Source organism: Pseudosulfitobacter koreensis, assembly GCF_024733015.1.
In the GTDB taxonomy this organism is placed as follows: Bacteria; Pseudomonadota; Alphaproteobacteria; order Rhodobacterales; family Rhodobacteraceae; genus Pseudosulfitobacter; species Pseudosulfitobacter koreensis.
The window spans coordinates 65,887-81,117 of sequence record NZ_JANKJG010000006.1 but is presented as its reverse complement, the minus strand read 5'-3'; the positions used below and the strand labels follow the sequence as shown (position 1 = coordinate 81,117).

Sequence of the window (15,231 nt, the reverse complement as noted above, 5' to 3'; positions counted from 1 at the left end):
GGCCCCTTTTTGGTGCAGGCAAAGCCCCGCCCCCTTGTGCGCGGCGGGTGCGAGGGCTACCTCATGCCCAGTTCAGCCGGAGAATTTGATGACCCGTTCCCTTGAAGCCCTGACCGATCAATTGCTTGATGCCGCCCGAACGGCGGGCGCTGATGCCGCGGATGCGATGGCCGTGCAGAGCACATCGGTATCGGTCGATGTGCGCGGGGGCGCGCTGGAACATGCGGAACGCTCCGAGGGTGTGGAAATCGGCCTGCGCGTCTTCGTCGGCAACCGTGTGGCGAACGTGTCGGCCTCGGATATTTCCGAGCGCACGATTGCCCAGATGTCTGAACGCGCCGTGGCGATGGCCCGCGAGGCACCCAAGGACCCCTACGCGGGTCTCGCTGATCCGGAACAGTTGGTACAAGACTGGGATGTTTGTGTACTGGAATTGAGTGACCCGACCCCCGAACCCGATGCGGCCACGCTGGAACATGACGCGGCCCGCGCCGAAGCGGCGGCATTGGAGCAGGACGGTGTGAGCCAGGTGTCGCAAACCTCGGCGGCCTATGGCGCGAGCCAGGTGCACATTGCGGCCAGCAACGGCTTTGCCGGGGGATATGCCCGCACAGATCGCGGCATCAGCTGCGTCGCAATCGCGGGCACCGGCAACGGGATGGAGCGGGATTATTCGGGCGACGGGCGCATCTTTCAGGCCGATCTGCGCAGCCCCGAAGAGATTGGCCGCGAGGCCGCAGAGCGTGCCGTTGCACGCCTGAACCCGCGCAAACCGCGCACCGGAACCTATCCGGTGTTGTTCGACGAGCGCGTTTCCTCGACCCTGATCGGCCACCTGCTGTCGGCGGCAAACGGGGCCGCCATCGCGCGAGGGTCGTCGTGGTTGCTGGGTGCCCTGGGCGAAAGCGTCCTGCCCGATGACCTTTCGCTGATCGAAGACCCGCACCGCGCGCGTTGCTCGGGCTCGCGTCCCTTCGACGCCGAGGGGCTGCCGACCACGCGCCGTGCCATCGTTGATGCCGGCGTGCTGACCGGCTGGACACTGGATCTGGCGACGGGGCGCAAGCTGGGGATGCCGTCCACCGGCAATGCCGCGCGCGGCACCTCGTCCGGGCCGTCACCCAGCATCTGGAACGTGGCCCTGACCCAAGGCACCGCCAGCCGCGCCGACCTGATCCGCGACATGGGCACGGGCCTGCTGGTCACCTCCATGATCGGCTCGACGATCAACCCCAACACCGGGGATTATTCGCGCGGGGCGTCGGGGCTGTGGGTCGAAAACGGCGAAGTCGTCCATGCGGTGAACGAGTGCACCATCGCGGGCAATCTGCGCGACATGCTGCGCGCCATCGTGCCCGCCAACGACGCGCGCACCCATCTCAGCCGTGTCGTGCCGTCCTTGCTGGTGCCGGGAATGACCCTTGCCGGCAGCTGATCTTCCCCTGCTGATCGACGCGGCGCGCCGGGCCGGCCGGATCGCATGCAGCTTTACCGGGCCCGACGCGCAACGCTGGGACAAACCCGGCGACGCGGGTCCGGTGACCGAGGCCGACCTGGCCGTCAATGACATGCTGACCGACGTGTTGCGCAGCGCCCGCCCCGATTATGGCTGGCTGTCCGAGGAGACCGAGGACACCACCGCGCGGCTGGATGCCGACACCGTCTTCATCATCGACCCCATCGACGGCACCCGCAGCTTTGTCGAGGGCAGCAAGACATGGGCGCACAGCATCGCCGTGGCCGAAGGCGGCACGATCACCGCCGCTGCCGTCTATCTGCCGATGCTGGACAAGCTCTATACCGCGGCGCTGGGGCAAGGTGCGGCGCTGAACGACAGCCCGCTGACCGTCTCGGCCAACGACCGGATGCAGGATTGCTCGGTTCTGGTCACCAAGCCCGCAATGCAGCCGCATCACTGGCGCGCAGGCGTGCCGCCTGCCTTGAAACGCGGGCACCGTCCGTCGCTGGCCTACCGGTTGGCGCTGGTCGGCGAGGGGCGTTTCGACGGTATGCTGACCTTGCGTGACAGTTGGGAATGGGACATTGCCGCCGGGGCCCTGATCGTCAGCGAGGCAGGCGGCACCATCACCGACCGTGCAGGCCTGCCGCTGCGCTTCAACAATCCGCACCCCACGCTGAACGGGGTCATCGCAGCGACACCAGTGGTGCACAGCGGCTTGCATGCCGCATTGCGCCCACCATCGGCTTGACCCTGCCACCGGGCCTTGCGCACACTGCACGTGATCCAGATATTTTGCCGACCAAAGGACCAAAACCATGACCCAGCGCCTGCATCTCGTCTTCGGAGGCGAGCTTGTCACCCCCTCCGAGAACGTGTTCAAGAACGTCGATGACCTGCACATCGTCGGCATTTTCCCCAACTATGCCGCCGCCTATGACGCCTGGAAGACCGAAGCCCAGCGCACGGTCGACAACGCGCACATGCGTTATTTCATCGCCCACCTGCACCGTCTGCGCGATGAAAAGAACGCCGCCGCCGCAACCGAAGAGCTGGGTTGATCCGCAGCCATGGCACGTTCGCTGGGATTTGCAGCCTATAGGGCGCTGACCCGTCGCGGGCCCGCGCCCAAACTGCCCGAATACGCCCCCCGTCCCGAGGGCGAACTGGTCTGGCTGCATGCCGCAGAGCCGGGAAAGGCCACGCATGTGCGCGATCTGGCACGTCGCCTGATCGCCGCGCGCTATGGGCTGCGCGTGCTGGTGACCGGCCCGGCAGAGCCGTTCGCAAGCGACGATCCGAACCTGCTGACTGCCGAACTGCCGCCGGAACATCCCGTGGCCACCGCAGGTTTCATCGCGCATTGGAAGCCCGACGCGGTGATCTGGGTCTGGGGCGCGCTTCAGCCCAATCTGGTCGAGGCGGCGGCGGCGTCGGGCTGTCCGATGTACCTGGTGGATGCCGGTGCCGAAGGGTTCGACACCCGCCGCGACCGCTGGCTGACCGAAGTGCCCAAACAGTTGCTGGCGCATTTCGACAATGTGCTGGCCCGCAGCGATGCCGCCGAGGCGCGGATGAAGCAGCTGGGCGTGCCGCTGGCCAAGATCGACCGCACAGCGCCCCTGGTGCCCGGCGGTCAGGCACTGCCTGCCGCGCAACAGGATGTGGACGAACTGTCGCAATCGCTTTCGGGGCGCCCGGTCTGGTTCGCCGCCGGGGTGACCGCCCCCGAAGTCTCTGCCGTTCTGACGGCCCACCGCCGCGCCCAGCGCCTGTCGCACCGGCTGCTGCTGATCCTGAACCCGCAGGATGCCGCCGCCGATGCGATGGCCACCAACCTGTGCACGCTGGATGCCCTGCGCATGGTGCGCTGGTCCGATGGCGCTTATCCTGACGAGAACACCGCCGTGCTGCTGGCCGATCTGCCTGATGAGATCGGCCTGTGGTTTCGCGTAGCCCCTGTGTCATTCCTCGGCGGGTCGCTGGTAACGGGACAGGGCGGACAGGACCCCTTTGCCGCTGCAGCGTTGGGGTCGGCGGTTCTGTACGGGCCCAGCGTCGGCAAGCATCTGGATGCCTACCGCAGGCTGGCCAATGCCGGGGCCGCGCGCATCGTCAACGACGCCGAGAGCCTGGGCGCGGCCGTCACCTGGTTGATCGCACCCGATCAGGCGGCGAAAATGGCGATGGCGGGCTGGGACGTGGTGACCGAAGGAGCAGACACGATGGAACGTATCATCGCCCTGGTGCAGGATGGGCTGGACGCCCGACAGGACGGCCCGAATTGATGCGCGCGCCCGATTTTTGGAACACTACCCCCGAGCGCCCCGCGTGGCAGGCGCGGCTGCTGGCTCCCTTGGGCCATCTCTATGCCCGTGCAAGCGCGCGCAGGCTGGAAAAGGGCAGCCCCTTGCGGCTGGATATTCCGGTGGTCTGCGTCGGCAACATCAACGCGGGCGGCACAGGCAAGACGCCGACTGTGATCGCGGTCGCCGAGAAATTGCGCGATCTTTATCACACACCGCACATCGTCACGCGCGGCTATGGCGGATCGCTGGCGGGCCCGGTGCGTGTCGATCCCGCACGCCACAGTGCCAAACAGGTGGGCGACGAGCCGCTGTTGCTGGCCGCCTTCGCCGAGGTCTGGGTCGCCCGCGACCGCGCTGCCGGGGGCCAAGCCGCTCAAGCGGCGGGGGCCACGGTGGTGATCATGGACGACGGTCTGCAGAACCCTGATCTGGCCAAGGATGTCAGCATCGTTGTGGTGGACGCCGCAACAGGTTTCGGCAATGGTCGCTGCCTGCCCGCGGGGCCGCTGCGCGAACCCGTGGCCACGGGTCTGGCGCGCGCGGATCTTCTTCTGAGCATCGGGAGCGCCGAAGATCAGGCAGCGTTCCGGCCCGATACGACCTTGCCCCACGTGCGCGCCGAGCTAAAGCCGCTGCAAACCGGAATGGACTGGACCGACACGCCGGTCTTCGCCTTCGCAGGCATTGGCCGACCGCAAAAGTTCTTTGACACACTGCGGGGGCTCGGGGCCACGATCGTGCACGCCGAACCCTTGGGCGACCACCAGACGCTGTCGACAGCGCTGCTGTCCCGGCTTGAGGCCGACGCCCGTGCGCGTGGCGCGCAGCTGGTGACGACCGAGAAAGACGCAGCGCGCCTGCCACCTGCCTATCGGAGCAAGGTTATCACCCTGCCCGTCCGCCTGCACTTTGACGACGCTTCGGCGCTTGATGAAAGGCTGAAGGCGCTGCCGCAACCGTAAGGCTTACAAAAGCGTGTCGTCTTCGCCCAGCTTCGGCGCGGGGCGGTGCAACGACAGCTCTGATCCAGAAAACACGATGGGCGTGCGCACACCCGGTACGCCGTCCAGCTCGATCTGCATGCCGCGTGCGACGACCTGCGGGTCTGCCATCACATCGGCCATGTCGTTGATCGGCCCGGCGGGCACCCCTTCGGCCTCGCAGGCGGCGAGCAGATCATCGCGCGCGCGCAGCGCTGTCGCCGCCGTCAGCTTGCGGGTCATCTCGTCGCGATTGGCGATCCGGTCGGAGTTTTTCAGGAACTCCGGTGCCACAGCCATCTCGTCCAGCCCTAGCAGGCGACAAAGCCGCTGATACTGGCCATCGTTGCCGGTGGCGATGATGATGTGCCCGTCGGCGCAATCAAACACCTGATAGGGCGTCAGGTTCACATGCGCATTGCCCATGCGGCCCGGAGCCTTGCCGCTGGTCAGATAGTTCATCGCCTGGTTGGCGGTGATCGCCACGGCCACGTCCAGCAGCGCCATGTCGATCTGTTGGCCTCGGCCCGTCTGGCTGCGCTGGTGCACAGCGGCGAGGATGGCAGTGGTCGCGTAGACGCCGGTGAAGATATCAGTGATCGCTACGCCGGATTTCTGCGGCTGGCCATCGGGCTCGCCCGTAATCGACATCAGGCCCGACATGCCCTGGATGATGAAGTCATAACCCGCACGGTGGGCATAGGGGCCGGTCTGACCAAAGCCCGTGACCGAGCAATAGATCAGCTTGGGAAATTCATCCTTGAGCGAGGCGTAATCCAGCCCGTACTTGGCCAGCCCACCCACCTTGAAATTCTCGATCATCACGTCCGCATCGGCCAGAAGCGCCTTGAGGCGGGCCTGACCTTCGGGGGTGCGCAGATCGACGATGATCGACGCCTTGCCGCGATTGGTCGAATGGAAATACGAGGCAGACACGTCGTCGTCGCGGGTCACGAAGGGTGGACCCCATTGGCGCGTGTCGTCACCTGCTGCGGCCTCGACCTTGATGACCTCGGCCCCCAGATCCGACAGCGTCTGACCGGCCCAGGGGCCGGCCAGTACACGTGCCAGTTCGATAACCTTCAGACCGGCAAGCGGTGCAGTCATTATTCGGCACCTGCTTCGTCGAGGACTGTTTTCAGCTCGGAGTAGGCCATGTTGCTATATGTCTCGCCATTGATCACGAAGCTGGGCGTGCCCTCGATCCCATGTTCGGTGGCGTTGGCCTGGAACCACTCGACCATCTTCTTGGCCTGCTCTTCGTCCTGCATGCAGGCTTCGACCGTGTCGCCATCCAGCCCGGCCAGACGCCCGATCTTTTTCAGCTCGGCGGCAATGGCGACCGGATCACGTCCACCGGCATTCGCCCAAGTGGACTGGCCTGCATAAAGCAGATCGGTGATGCCAAAGAACTTTTCCGGACCCGCACAGCGCGCCATCAGCGATGCCCAGACGCCGGGCCCGTCGAAATAGACCTCGCGGTAGACAAAGTTGATCTTGCCGGTGTCGATATAGTCGGCCTTCAACTGCTTGAACGGCCCGGTGTGAAAGGCACCGCAGTGCGGGCAGGTGTAGCTGGCGTATTCGATCATCGTGACAGGCGCATCGGGGTTGCCCAATGTCATTTCCTGAACGTCCGAAATGTCGATATCGCTGTCCGCGCCGGTTTCCTGCGCATTGGCGGAACCCAGCGGTGTGCCGGACAGTTCGGTCGAGCTGTTGCCGCTTGTCAGGAACCAGCCTGCGACGGCGACAACCGCGATGGCTGTCAGAATTGCGATCACTCTTTTCATGAGACTTACCTCTTAGCGTTTTGCTTTTGTGAGTACGTTGGTGCCCAGCCGTTCCAATGCGGCGCGCAGGCCTTCATCGGCGACGGGGGCGGTTGTTTCTTCGGCGCGAGCGCGCAGGCTCGGGTCGATCTCCTTGGGCACGTCGGGCTTGCGATGGCCGAATGCCACCTGCCCTTCGGCAAAGCCTGTGGGCGCGGTCTGCGTCACCCGGATACGGGCGATGGCGTTGTAGCCATAGACGCTGTTGACCTTGGTGCGCAGCTGTTCCTTTTGCATTTCCAGCATCGGAGCCTGCGCGCCGGTGGTCAGCAAGGTCAGCGTCGCGCCCATACCACCACGGGCATAGCTGACCTCGACAGGATGGGCGATGGCGGCGATATCGTCGCCCACCACTTCGGCCCAATGGGTCAACAGACGCGATTGCGCAAAGCCACGGCTCTCGCTGGCGGTGCGGATGCGCCCTGTCAGCAAGCTTGCGGTTCGTTTGAACCCTTTTGTGGTGGCGTGACGCCGAGCCATGACTATGTTCCCCCAGAGGTTGGCCGGGATCATAAGGATTTGCGCGCCCGCTGCCAGACATAGCCGTCTAGGAAAGGCATAAATCTTGCGTGATCTGTCTAAAGAGTTGCTGGACTGGTATGATGTTCATGCCCGCGCGATGCCGTGGCGGACCCCGCCCGCCGACAAGCGCGCAGGTGTGCGGCCCGACCCCTATGCCGTTTGGCTGTCAGAGGTGATGCTGCAGCAAACGACTGTCGCCGCTGTCACCGCGTATTTCAACCGCTTCACCATGCGCTGGCCCACGGTGGCCGATCTGGCCGCGGCGGAGGATGGCGATGTGATGGCCGAATGGGCGGGCCTTGGCTACTATGCCCGCGCCCGCAACCTGCTGAAATGCGCGCGTGCGGTGGTAGCTGAGCACGGTGGCGCGTTTCCGGCGGATCATGCTGCACTGCTGATGCTGCCGGGGATCGGGCCCTATACCGCTGCGGCCCTATCCTCGATCGCGTTCGATCTGCCTCATGCGGTGCTGGACGGCAACGTCGAGCGGGTGATGGCGCGGATCTACGACGAACACACGCCCCTGCCTGCGGCGAAACCGATACTGATGACCCACGCCGAGGCGCTGACGCCAGACGCGCGCCCCGGCGATTACGCGCAAGCGGTGATGGATCTGGGGGCCACGATCTGCACGCCCAAATCCCCTGCCTGCGGCATCTGCCCCTGGAGTGATCCTTGCCTCGCCCGGCAGCGTGGCACCGCACCGGAGCTTCCCCGCAAGACGCCGAAAAAGGCCAAGCCGGTGCGTCATGGCACAGTCTATATCGCGCGCCGGTCCGATGGTGCCTATCTGCTGGAGCGCCGCCCCGACCGTGGCCTGCTGGGGGGGATGCTGGGCTGGCCCGGATCGGATTGGGTCGATGTCAGCCTTGATCGCCCCGAAGGAACGCCGCCCGTCAATGCCCAGTGGAGCAAAGTGCAAGGCGAAGTGCGCCACACCTTCACGCATTTTCACCTGATCCTGACCGTGATGTTGTCGGACACCGATCAGAAGCCTGACGCGGGCCCGAATACGGCAGGGTACATGACCAAAACGGAATTCGGCCCCTCGGACCTGCCAACGGTCATGCGCAAGGCCTTCGATCTGACGCGGCATTAAGCGCGCTTGGTTCATCTGCGGGCTGCGCTATACTGCCATTGATCAACTGACCAGCCGAGTGCGCACCATGACCACGTCCCACTACATCCCCGCCACCGATATGACGAAGCTGACGCGCGCGGCACCCTATGCCATGTCGATCCTGCTGCTGCCGCTGGCGTGGGCCTGCGCCGTCATGGGGGGCTGGACGGTGATTCTGCTGCCGGTGTTCACGTGGTATCTGTTTGTCGCGCTGGACTTTGCCGTGGGCCTTGACCCCGACAACGCCGACCCCGAGACCGATGACGACGATCTGTTCTGGTATCGCGCCATCACGATCGCCTGGGCACCGCTGCAGTTCATCACCCTGTTCGGCATGATCTGGTATGTGGCCCCGGCCGAGCATCTGGGCACGCTGGAAAAACTGGTGCTGTTCTTTGGTGTCGGCGCGATCACCGGCACCGTGGGCATCAACTATGCGCACGAGTTGATGCACCAACGCTCGAAGCTGGAGCGCTGGTGCGCCGATGCCCTGCTGGCAATGGTGCTCTATTCGCATTTCCGATCCGAACACATGCTGGTGCATCACCGCTATGTCGGCACCCCGCGCGACACAGTAACCGCGCGCATGGGTGAAAGTTTCTATCGCTTTTACCCGCGTGTGCTGAAGGAATCGCTGATCAGCGCATGGCGCGCGGAAAAGGACATGCTGGCCCGCAAGGATCTGCCATGGAGTGATCTATCGAACCCGTTCTTCAAGTATTGGGCATTGCAAGGCACCTTCCTGGTGCTTGCCTTTGCGCTTGGCGGCTGGGCCGGACTGGGCCTGTTCCTGTTGCAGGCGGGCGTCGCGGTCTGGCAGCTTGAGCTGGTCAACTACATCGAACACTACGGCCTGACGCGCAAACATCTGGGCGAGGGCAAATACGAACACGTCCACCCGCGCCATTCGTGGAACGCGACCCACCGCGCGTCGAACTGGCTGCTGATCAACCTGCAACGGCATTCGGACCATCATTACAAACCAGACCGCCGCTTTCCCGTGCTGCAAAACCACACCGAAGCGGACGCGCCGCAACTGCCCTACGGCTATCCGGTGATGACGATGGCGGCGATGGTGCCGCGCGTGTGGAAACGGGTGATGCACCCGCGCGTGCGGGCCTGGCGGGACATGTATTACCCCGAGATCACCGACTGGAGCGCCTATAACAAGGCGACCAATCCGCGCCCGCGCTGACCGCTGCCGCAAAACGAAAAAGGCCCCGCCATGACGGCGGGGCATAGGTAGGTGCCCCATGTGAGTGCGACAATGGGTGAAAGTCGCGGGGGCACCGGCGGTGTTCGTAAAACTGTGGTGTATCGGTCCCGAAAGGGATCAGTCGTGCATTTCCGACCGGATCTGCTGGCGCAGCACGTCGATCGGCACGGTCTTGCCCTCGCGCTTGAAGCACCAGTAGGTCCAGCCGTTGCAGCTGGGTGCGCCTTCAAGGTGGGCGCCGACCTGATGGATCGACCCCTTGACGTCATCGCCGATCAGGGTGCCGTCGGCGCGGACCTTGGCCTTGTGACGGTTGTTCATCGAATAAAGCTGTTCGCCCGGACGCAGCATGCCACGCTCGACCAGCTGGCCGAAGGGCACGCGCGGCTCGGCGCGTTTTGAGGTGCTGACCGCCAATGCGTCGCGGTCGAACTTGCGCACCGACGCGATGCGTTTCGCGGCAACCTTGCGGTATTCTTCCTCGCGCTCGATCCCGATGAATTCGCGGCCCAGCATCTTGGCCACCGCACCTGTGGTGCCCGTGCCAAAGAACGGGTCGAGAACCACATCGCCGGGATTGGTCGAACCGACCAGCAGACGGTGCAGCAGGCTTTCGGGTTTCTGCGTCGGATGTGCCTTGTCGCCCTCGTCATTCTTCAGACGCTCGTGGCCGGTGCAGATCGGCAGAACCCAATCGCTGCGCATCTGGATGCCATCGTTCAGCGCCTTCAGCGCCTCGTAGTTGAAGGTGTATTTGCTGGCCTCGTCCTTGCCCGCCCAGATCATCGTCTCGTGTGCGTTGGTGAAGCGTTTGCCGCGAAAGTTCGGCATCGGGTTCGACTTGCGCCAGACCACGTCGTTAAGAATCCAGAAGCCCGCGTCCTGCAAGGCGGTGCCGACGCGGAAGATGTTGTGATAGCTGCCGATGACCCAGATCGCACCGTTGGGTTTCAGCAGGCGGCGCGCGGCTTTCAGCCAGGCGCGGGTGAACTTGTCATAGACCTTGAAGCTGTCGAACTGGTCCCAGGCGTCGTCGACCGCATCCACCTTGGAATTGTCGGGCCGGTGCAGGTCGCCGCGCAACTGCAGGTTATAGGGCGGATCGGCAAATATCAGGTCCACCGATTCTGCCGGAAGACTGTTCATCACCTCGATGCAATCGCCCGCAATGATTTCGTTCAAGGGAAGCGCCTTGGCGCTCTTGGTCTTTGTCATCATATCTGCCTCTATCCGCGGCCCATTTTGAGCTCGTTGGTTGTGGACAAAGATGAGTCAAAGCTGATTCGTGGTCAATTTCTTTATTGAATCAATTGGTTAACTATTTATCTTGATACAAGATATTGTGTACAGGTTTGAACGAACGTCTATGGTGTGGGGTCACACCAATTCGCAACAGCGCCTCTTTGTGGCTTTTCGACGGATAGCCCATGTTGGTCTCCCAGCCATAACCGGGATGCTGTTGCGCCAAATCCACCATCACCGCATCGCGCCTGATTTTTGCCACAATTGAGGCCGCCGCAATCGACACCGACCGCCCGTCGCCCTTGATCACCGTGGTCGCGGGAAGGTTGAGCCCACGGGGCACCATGTTGCCGTCGATCAGCACGTGATCGGGGCACATCGGCAGCCCCGCAATCGCGCGCACCATCGCCAGATGCGAGGCGCGCAGAATGTTGTGTTCGTCGATCTCTTCCACCGTCGCGATGCCCAGCGACACATGCGCGCGCGACATCAACTCGGCATAGAGAGCGGCGCGGCGCTTGGCGGTCAGCACCTTGGAATCGTTCAGCCCTTCCAGAATGTCGGCCGGGTCCAGCACCACGGCAGCCGCCATGACCGGCCCCGCAAGCGGTCCCCGACCCACTTCGTCGACGCCCGCCACGCAACCACCGATCTCAAGCTCGAATGAATAATCCGGCACCCTGTCACATCCCCATATGCTGACTTGGGGTTATACACGCGCTTGCCCGCGACGAAAACACGGATATCCATGAAACCGATACGCGGGCCTGCACAACAAAAAAGGGGGAAGGTGCCCGAACACCCTCCCCCCAGTTCGACCGGCAACAGGGACCCATCCCCGGTCATGACACCGCCTTTTTAACGGCGGGCCAATTGGTAGCCCTGGTGACGCAGGCATCGCGCGTCATACCCCACGCCAACGCCGTTCCGATTGCGGAACCGCACTTCGCAGGCGCGTGGCAGGCTGTTGGAATAGCGGTAGTTCTTGCTCAGGCACTTGTCGCCAAAGCCGTTGATCTTGCCCTGGCGGGTCTGGAACGTGCGCAGGCAGGCCTGCGGCAGCAGCTTGCGATTGTCGGCACGCGGTGGCAGCGGACGCGGGCGCACAGGGCGGTGATCGGGCCGATAGTCCGGGCGATAGCTGTCATGCCGCGTGACCCGGTCGTTGTCCTTGCGGGAATCGTTGATCGCAGCCCCGATGATCGCGAGACCAAGGATCGCCGCAAGGGCACGCGCCGTGTCATCCTGATCAGCGGCGGCGGGCGTGACGGACAGCCCCGTGATGGCAATGGACAGGCCTGCGACAAGGGCGATGAACTTGCGGTGCAGGGACCGTGGCGTGAAAACCGGCATGGTGTGTTCCTTTCAATCGGGTGATGCGTTGTTGGGTGGCCCTGCCTGATTGGCCGAACCTTGGACCGACGATGGGCGGTTTGGCCGAAGTCACACAATATCAGTCGGCTGTTATCCGATATCAGCCCCGCGAAACCCTTGCGGTTATTGAATATCGCGGCGACAAGGCGCACAGTCAGTCACATGAAACACATCCTTCTTTCCCTTGCCTGTGCCGCCCTGCTGGCCGCTCCGGCAGCGGCCCAGGCCGCAGATTGCTTTGCCGATTACAAGGCAAAGAAAGACGACCCCCTGCGCCTGCACTACGGTGTGGCGCAGGTTTCGGCCTGTGATCAGGGCACGGCGCAGGCCGAACTGAGGAACCGGCTTGCCGCAAGCGGCTGGACGTTGCTACAGATCATGTCTGTGTTCGGCCCCGATGGCCTCGATCAAAGGAAAGACAGTGCCGGACAATACTTCCTCCGCTTCTGAGATGCGCCAGACCGGTGAACGACTGGTGCTGGGCGGCATCGCGGCGATCGTGGCAATCCTGCTGGCCGCCGCCATCGTGCTGTTCCTGACTCTGCCCGACGCCGGTGCCTTCAACGCGCAGGTCGAGCAGATCTTTGTCGAGAACGCCGATCTGACCAGCCAGTCCGAGATCAAGCTGCTTGAGATCCTGGCGCAATCGGGCACCGCCTTTTCGGCGACGCTGAACAGCTACCGCTTCGTCATCTTCGTGCTGCTGACCTTCGCCACCGCCCTGCTGGTGGCTGCACTGATCTTTCTGGTGATGCTGGTCGGCATGGGCCGCCGCCTGGCCCAGATCGAGCGTGCAGGCATCGAGGTGAACTCGCTGCTGATCAGCCGCGAGGAAAACACCGTCTACCTCAACAACCTGGGTTTCAAGCTGACGGATGCCGCTATGGAAACCATGTCGATCCTGGCCGAGGCGCGGATGGACGACGACGTGCTGTCGGGTGTCGAGATTGAGGCGATCATCTCGGGCCGCGACGCGTCGGATTGCGAAGAAGCCGCTGGTGCCACGCGGATCAAACGCCTGCGCGACACGCTGGGCAACCAGATCGTCAGCGAGCTTCTGGTCAAGAACATCGCGCGGCGCGGCTATATGCTGGCCGTGGGCAAGCACGTGATCAAGGTCATCTGATCCCCCGCTGCCTGCTGCCTCTGGTCAAATCCTGCGAGAGCGGCATAAGCTGCGCTCCAATGACCGCCCCCCGCAGGAGAGACCGATGCCAGCCCTGATCAACACGTTCAAACAATCCCTCGCCAACGGCGAAACCGTTTTTGGGGCATGGCTCAGCCTTGGCACGGTCAACACGACCGAACTGATGGGCGCGATGGGCTTTGACTGGCTGCTGATCGACGGCGAACATACGCCCTACGACATCACGGTCATCCGCGATCAGCTGATGGCGCTCGAGGCGTCGCCGTCGCAGGCTGCCGTGCGCGTGCCCGTGGGCGAGACCTGGATGATCAAACAGGTGCTGGACGCGGGCGCGCAAACCGTTCTGGTGCCGATGGTCGAAAGCGCCGATCAGGCGCGCCAGCTGGTGCGCGCGATGAAATACCCGCCCTTCGGCATTCGCGGCGTGGGCTACTCCAGCACCCGTGCGGCGGGCTTCGGCAAGATCGCAGACTACGGCCAGACGGCGGACGACCAGACCTGCCTGCTGGTACAGGTCGAAAACCGCGCGGGCCTTGCCGCCCTCGACGAGATCCTGACGATCGACGGCGTCGACGGTGTGTTCATCGGCCCCGCCGACCTCTCTGCCGATCTGGGGCACATGGGGCAGCTTTCGCATCCGGTTGTGATGGAGGCGATACTGGACGCAACCCGCCGCATCGCGGCCTCGGGCAAGGCTCCGGGTATCCTCAGCAGCGACGAAGCCGTGCTGAACGCCGCAATAGACGCGGGCGCCCGCTTTGTCGCGGTCGGTGTCGATGCAGCCATGTTGGCAAACACCGCCCGCGCGGTCGCGTCGAAATGGATCAAATAACCTGTTTCTTTTGGCCTTAAATATCCAAATCCGGCATATGCCTCAGGGGCCCGCGCCCCTGATCTGCGTGGCCGCCTGCGTATAGCCCCCTGTCGCGCCGTCGATGAAATGCACATGATCGTCGCGCATGATCGACGGCACGATGCAGGTCATCATCGCCTCGCTCTGGCTGTGCGTGCCGTAGCGGATCAAGCCCGCCTGCCGTGCGGTTTCCAGAACCTCGGTCAGACGCGCAGCGGTGACGTCGTCGCAATCCAGTGTCATCTTCAGCCCGTCGTCGAACTTGCGAAAATCAGCGTTCTCGCCCACGACACGCGCGTAGCGGCGCGCATCGAAACCGCCGACCTTCAACCCGGTCTTGACCAGCACCCACGCCATAAATGTCTCGAACAGGATCTGCCGCTTGCGCTTGGCCACCGTCAGCCTGCCACGTGTTGCGCGGGCCTCCATTTCGGCCCCCGCGGGTGGCCAGTCGGTGCCGGGGCCGTCCACCGGGGCGGGGTGGCCGTTGCGTTCAAGATCGCCGACAACACCCAGAACCTTGTCCACCAGCGCTGCGAACGCCGCCGCCTCCGCGCCATCTTCGGGCTGGATCAGCACCGAAAGGATCTGCCCGTTGCGCGCCTTCATCTGGCTCCAGCGGCACGACAACCCGGTCAGATCGGGCTGGGTGCCCGCAGGCGCATGCGGCAGATCATACTGCCCGCGCTTCATCTGCGCCTCTGCCCAGCTGATGCCGCCGCCGATGAACATGGCGTAATCCACACCCTGCGACGCCTGATAGCGTGCAACCGCCACCTCGCGGCCCGCCTTGCGGATCGCGGCCACCGGCACCAGCGCCACGCGCAGGCTCAGCCCAAACTCCTCCTCTGCCCAGCGGCGCACGGCGCTCAGCGCGCGTTTCGCCGCCTCGGCCTGTTCCTGCGGACAGGCAAAGGCCGCACCATCGCCCCCGAACACGAAGGGAAAGGCACGCCCCTCGGCGGCATTGATCTGCGCCGAGATCACGGCGGCCCCGATCATGTTCACGGTCTTATAGCGCCCTTCGGCAATCGCCTGCGTCGAGCCCACGATATCCGCAGCCCCCACCACCCAATCGTCGGGCAAGGGCGCGTAGCATTCGGCATCCGACAGCGTGCCAAAGGCGTCCTGCAGCGGCAGGCGGTCATAAAAGTCGTCCATGATCGCTGTCCCTTTC

17 protein-coding genes are annotated in these 15,231 nt (G+C 64.0%); 10 read left to right on the top strand and 7 right to left on the bottom strand.

The genetic code is table 11. The annotated features are described in order from the left end of the window. The first annotated feature begins 88 nt into the window (after window positions 1-88). The 5 genes from NTA49_RS09840 to lpxK all read left to right on the top strand — a co-directional run bounded on the left by NTA49_RS09840 (window position 89) and on the right by lpxK (window position 4,730). Complete coding sequence (locus tag NTA49_RS09840) at window positions 89-1,435, top strand: TldD/PmbA family protein (RefSeq protein WP_258294567.1); 1,347 nt, start codon at window positions 89-91, stop codon at window positions 1,433-1,435. Then, window positions 1,422-2,210 (top strand): inositol monophosphatase family protein, encoded by a 789-nt coding sequence (locus NTA49_RS09835; protein WP_258294566.1) that lies wholly within the window; start codon window positions 1,422-1,424, stop codon window positions 2,208-2,210. Before NTA49_RS09840 ends, NTA49_RS09835 begins: the two co-directional genes overlap by 14 nt. Before the next feature lie 67 nt (window positions 2,211-2,277). Continuing rightward, window positions 2,278-2,520 carry a DUF4170 domain-containing protein gene (locus NTA49_RS09830; RefSeq protein ID WP_258294565.1) on the top strand — a complete coding sequence of 81 codons (243 nt, stop codon included), beginning with the start codon at window positions 2,278-2,280 and terminating at the stop codon, window positions 2,518-2,520. Between the two features lie 9 nt (window positions 2,521-2,529). Next, window positions 2,530-3,747, top strand: a complete 1,218-nt coding sequence (locus tag NTA49_RS09825) for a 3-deoxy-D-manno-octulosonic acid transferase (RefSeq protein ID WP_258294564.1) — start codon at window positions 2,530-2,532, stop codon at window positions 3,745-3,747. Next, the gene (lpxK, locus tag NTA49_RS09820; protein ID WP_258294563.1) at window positions 3,747-4,730 is read left to right on the top strand and encodes a tetraacyldisaccharide 4'-kinase; all 984 of its coding nucleotides are present in this window, start codon (window positions 3,747-3,749) and stop codon (window positions 4,728-4,730) included. The genes NTA49_RS09825 and lpxK overlap by 1 nt, the downstream gene beginning before the upstream one ends. Window positions 4,731-4,733: 3 nt before the next feature. Here lpxK and NTA49_RS09815 read toward each other — a convergent pair whose 3' ends face one another. The 3 genes from NTA49_RS09815 to NTA49_RS09805 are packed head-to-tail and all read right to left on the bottom strand — an operon-like array spanning window position 4,734 to window position 7,060. Beyond that, window positions 4,734-5,855, bottom strand: a complete 1,122-nt coding sequence (locus NTA49_RS09815; protein ID WP_258294562.1) for a CaiB/BaiF CoA transferase family protein — start codon at window positions 5,853-5,855, stop codon at window positions 4,734-4,736. Further along, on the bottom strand, window positions 5,855-6,541 hold the full coding sequence (locus NTA49_RS09810; protein WP_258294561.1) for a DsbA family protein: 687 nt from the start codon (window positions 6,539-6,541) through the stop codon (window positions 5,855-5,857). The genes NTA49_RS09815 and NTA49_RS09810 overlap by 1 nt, the downstream gene beginning before the upstream one ends. 12 nt (window positions 6,542-6,553) lie before the next feature. Then, window positions 6,554-7,060, bottom strand: coding sequence for a DUF721 domain-containing protein (locus NTA49_RS09805; RefSeq protein WP_258294560.1), 507 nt, complete (start codon window positions 7,058-7,060; stop codon window positions 6,554-6,556). 139 nt (window positions 7,061-7,199) lie between these two features. Between NTA49_RS09805 and NTA49_RS09800 the strand changes: the two genes are divergently transcribed. Together NTA49_RS09800 and NTA49_RS09795 are read left to right on the top strand one after the other, a co-directional pair. Continuing rightward, window positions 7,200-8,201 (top strand): A/G-specific adenine glycosylase, encoded by a 1,002-nt coding sequence (locus tag NTA49_RS09800; RefSeq protein WP_408637138.1) that lies wholly within the window; start codon window positions 7,200-7,202, stop codon window positions 8,199-8,201. A 67-nt stretch (window positions 8,202-8,268) separates the two neighbouring features. After that, entirely contained in the window at window positions 8,269-9,417 is a 1,149-nt protein-coding gene (locus NTA49_RS09795; protein WP_258294558.1) for an alkane 1-monooxygenase, read from the top strand. Between the two features lie 138 nt (window positions 9,418-9,555). Here NTA49_RS09795 and NTA49_RS09790 read toward each other — a convergent pair whose 3' ends face one another. From NTA49_RS09790 to NTA49_RS09780, 3 genes are all read right to left on the bottom strand, one after another. Then, window positions 9,556-10,656 (bottom strand): site-specific DNA-methyltransferase, encoded by a 1,101-nt coding sequence (locus tag NTA49_RS09790; RefSeq protein ID WP_261368245.1) that lies wholly within the window; start codon window positions 10,654-10,656, stop codon window positions 9,556-9,558. A 100-nt stretch (window positions 10,657-10,756) separates the two neighbouring features. After that, entirely contained in the window at window positions 10,757-11,359 is a 603-nt protein-coding gene (locus NTA49_RS09785; RefSeq protein WP_258294556.1) for a ribonuclease HII, read from the bottom strand. A gap of 179 nt (window positions 11,360-11,538) precedes the next feature. Then, window positions 11,539-12,033: a hypothetical protein gene (locus tag NTA49_RS09780; RefSeq protein WP_258294555.1), complete on the bottom strand. Its 495-nt coding sequence runs from the start codon at window positions 12,031-12,033 to the stop codon at window positions 11,539-11,541. A gap of 183 nt (window positions 12,034-12,216) precedes the next feature. On the opposite strand from NTA49_RS09780, the gene NTA49_RS09775 reads away from it, so the two are divergent. From NTA49_RS09775 to NTA49_RS09765, 3 genes are all read left to right on the top strand, one after another. Further along, the gene (locus NTA49_RS09775) at window positions 12,217-12,504 is read left to right on the top strand and encodes a hypothetical protein (protein WP_258294554.1); all 288 of its coding nucleotides are present in this window, start codon (window positions 12,217-12,219) and stop codon (window positions 12,502-12,504) included. 1 nt (window position 12,505) lies between these two features. Next, the gene (locus NTA49_RS09770) at window positions 12,506-13,180 is read left to right on the top strand and encodes a winged helix-turn-helix domain-containing protein (protein ID WP_261368252.1); all 675 of its coding nucleotides are present in this window, start codon (window positions 12,506-12,508) and stop codon (window positions 13,178-13,180) included. 85 nt (window positions 13,181-13,265) lie between these two features. Next, on the top strand, window positions 13,266-14,033 hold the full coding sequence (locus tag NTA49_RS09765) for an HpcH/HpaI aldolase family protein (RefSeq protein WP_258294552.1): 768 nt from the start codon (window positions 13,266-13,268) through the stop codon (window positions 14,031-14,033). Window positions 14,034-14,075: 42 nt separating this feature from the next. Here NTA49_RS09765 and NTA49_RS09760 read toward each other — a convergent pair whose 3' ends face one another. Further along, window positions 14,076-15,215, bottom strand: coding sequence for a DUF3095 domain-containing protein (locus tag NTA49_RS09760; protein WP_258294550.1), 1,140 nt, complete (start codon window positions 15,213-15,215; stop codon window positions 14,076-14,078). Window positions 15,216-15,231 lie beyond the last annotated feature (16 nt).